The following is a 1917-nucleotide window of genomic DNA, read 5'->3' as shown; positions in this document are numbered from 1 at the left end:
GGCATCGGCGTCTCGTCGCAGAACACGCGCGGCGCGGCCTGGATCGTGCGCAGCTGGAGGTCATAGAGGCTCCTGAGCCACCAGGCCGCACGCTTCACCCAGCCGGCAAGCGTCGACCGGTCGAGATGGACGCCCTGGCCGGCCAGAATCTGCACTTGCCGATACAGCGGCAGATACCAGGCGAACTTCGAGATCACCACGTGGCTCACGAGTGCGGTCGAGGCCATGCCGCTCTCGATCAGGCGCGGCAGCACCTTCGCTTGGACCACACCATCGGTGCAGCTGCGGCAGCCATATTTAGGACGGATCGTGCGCAGCACCCGCAGAATCGCCGGGATGATGTCCAGCACCTCGCTGACGTCCATCCCCATAGCAGAATCGAAGACCTCATGCCGTGGCGATTCCGCAAAGCGTCAAGCCCGCGTCCATAGGGTGGCGGCTAAGCGCTTGCCTTTCGACTGGCAAGCAGTGCTGCAAACTCGTCAGCTCGACGGCGCGCACGCTCGATTCGTCGAGCGGGATTTTGCTCCGGCCATCCGGTCGAGACGATCCAGCATCTGTTGTCACAGTGGTCGAAGCCGACCACCACGTCATAGAAGTGCAGAATCGATTGGGGTAAACGCTGACCGGGATTTGCGGGCGCCGGCAATCGCTCCAATGTCCTGTTCAAATCGTAAGCAAAAAAGCCGGCCGTGCCGCCTTGAAACGGCGGGAGATCAGGGCGATGCTCTTGCGGATACTTGGCGAGAAGGGTTCGAAGAACTTCCCATGGATCGCCCTCGAGAGCCGCTCCGTTCCAACTCGCCCGTCCGTCCACGATCACGTAGGTGCTGAACGGCTCGCAGCTCAGATATGAATAACGTCCGAGCGTCTCATGCCTGTGCAGCGCTGTCGAGAAACGTGAGATGGGGTCGATGCGCGAGACGGCGCATCGCGGCGTCAGGCTCAATCCACTGCAGCTCGCGGACGTGCATCGAGCGGTCAGTTACCGACAATTGACGTCCTGAGAGACCTGCTCAATTGGGATCTCCATCGGACCGGACGACACTTCTCTCGGACGACCCGCAAGCTCTTGAGGCCGATTTTCAGATTGCCTCCACGCCAGTCGACGAATCATGGATAGCCGTACAGCGATGTCGCGAGTGGGTAGCATAACTATCTTGCGATCGCGTTCACCGCAACCCCGCGCCACCTGCCGCGTCGTGCGGCAAGAGGGTCAATGGTTCGACGTTCTGCGACGTCTACGGTTCGCGACGGAACTCGCCAGATCGCATTCGGTCAGGACGCGGGAAGGGCCAAGCGTTCAATCGTTTGAATGTGGCGCGCGAGCAGGTTGCAGGCTTGATCGACATCGCGGGCTCGCAATGCTTGCAGAATCAGCCGGTGATCCTGATTGGACCTTGGTCGCCAGCCGCTACTTCGCGCCATCGCAAACACCAGCCGTGAATTTGCAAGCTGGAGTCCGTCGAGGCTCGCAAGCAGGCGCGGCATCGCGCAGGGCGCCACCAGCGCGTGGTGGAAGGCCCGGTTGGCCATCTCAAATTCCTGAATCGTCTGGGCATTATCTCCCTCAATCAGAGCGAGCTCGATCCGCGCCAAATGGTGAGAGGTGACCTTTGGAGCGGCATTGCGCAACACTGTGGACCCTTGTCCCGGGGTCCCGATTGGATGCCGATCACCCCGAAAACGGGGTCCTTATTCCACGCCGAAACACATTCAGGCTTTGCGATACCAGGTATCAATGCAACTGGAATGGCTGCTGTTATCGCCACAACTTCGATAATTGGCGCCACAGCTGCCCAAAACCATCCTCCCGAAGTTGCTGGTGCTTCTTCGGGAGTTACTCATAGGTCAGAAATATAGGCGACATCTGGATGCTTGAAGAAGGAACGCACCAAAGCTGGTCTGTTGCCGATG

The 1917-nt window shown here is 59.9% G+C and carries 1 protein-coding gene and 2 pseudogenes; all 3 read right to left on the bottom strand.

All coding sequences use genetic code 11. The features are described 5' to 3' along the window. Positions 1 to 371 (bottom strand): annotated as a pseudogene (locus AAFX91_RS41250) (transposase); the annotation flags it as partial. Between the two features lie 68 nt (positions 372 to 439). After that, positions 440 to 949 (bottom strand): hypothetical protein, encoded by a 510-nt coding sequence (locus AAFX91_RS41245; RefSeq protein ID WP_394570303.1) that lies wholly within the window; start codon positions 947 to 949, stop codon positions 440 to 442. Positions 950 to 1278: 329 nt separating this feature from the next. Beyond that, positions 1279 to 1635: pseudogene (locus AAFX91_RS41240) on the bottom strand (FCD domain-containing protein); the annotation flags it as partial. Positions 1636 to 1917: the final 282 nt, after the last annotated feature.

Origin of the sequence: Bradyrhizobium sp. 31Argb (genome assembly GCF_043638955.1) — a bacterium.
GTDB lineage: Bacteria > Pseudomonadota > Alphaproteobacteria > Rhizobiales > Xanthobacteraceae > Bradyrhizobium.
The sequence above is the reverse complement of the archived record's forward strand: the minus strand, read 5'-3'. Positions and strand labels throughout refer to the sequence as shown.